The 720-nt window shown below is 63.6% G+C and carries 1 protein-coding gene and 1 pseudogene; one reads left to right on the forward strand and one right to left on the reverse strand.

Annotation, left to right across the window (positions count from 1 at the left end; all coding sequences use genetic code 11):
- A pseudogene (locus HX846_RS36665) lies at positions 1–182 on the reverse strand (AraC family transcriptional regulator); the annotation flags it as partial.
- A 90-nt stretch (positions 183–272) separates the two neighbouring features.
- On the opposite strand from HX846_RS36665, the gene inhA reads away from it, so the two are divergent.
- A partial coding sequence (gene inhA / locus HX846_RS36670) for an isonitrile hydratase (protein ID WP_178967397.1) occupies positions 273–720 on the forward strand: 448 nt, incomplete at its 3' end.

Consider the following 720-nt stretch of genomic DNA (forward strand, 5'->3'; position numbering starts at 1 on the left):
AGGGCCAGGCCCGCCGAGGTCATCACCGGCTCGGCCTGCGCGGCGATCACACTGACCGCATAGGGCAACGGCAAGCCCTGCTGGCGCGCCAGGTCATTGGCCGAGGCAAATACTTGCAAGGGCCCGGTGACGTCGAGCACCTGCACATTGGGAAAGGCGAGCACGTTGATGATTCTGGGCATGTTGGCGTAATTCGTGGGCTCAATGGCGTATGCGCCAAAGCCTAGGTGACTAGAGTGAAGCCGTCCATCCCTTTATCAGGAGCAGTCCCCATGACCTTGCAGATCGGCTTTTTGTTGTTCCCCGGCATCCAGCAACTGGACCTCACCGGGCCCTACGACGTGTTGGGATCGCTGCCGGATGTGAAGCTGCATCTGGTGTGGAAGGACCTCGCGCCGGTCACCTCCAGCACCGGCTTGGTGTTTACCCCCAGCACCACTTATGACGAGTGCCCGACGCTGGATGTGATTTGCGTGCCCGGCGGTTCTGGCGTCGGGGCATTGATGGAGGATGAGCAGACCCTGGCGTTTCTCAAGACACAGGCCCAGACCGCGCGCTATGTGACATCGGTGTGCACCGGCTCCCTGGTGCTGGGTGCCGCGGGCTTGCTGCGCGGGCGTCGCGCGACCACTCACTGGGCCTACCACGACCTGCTCGCACCGCTCGGTGCGATCCCGGTGCAGGAGCGCGTGGTGCGTGACGGCAACCTGTTGACCGGTG

Origin of the sequence: Pseudomonas sp. K5002, assembly GCF_013386655.1 — a bacterium.
Classification (GTDB): domain Bacteria; phylum Pseudomonadota; class Gammaproteobacteria; order Pseudomonadales; family Pseudomonadaceae; genus Aquipseudomonas.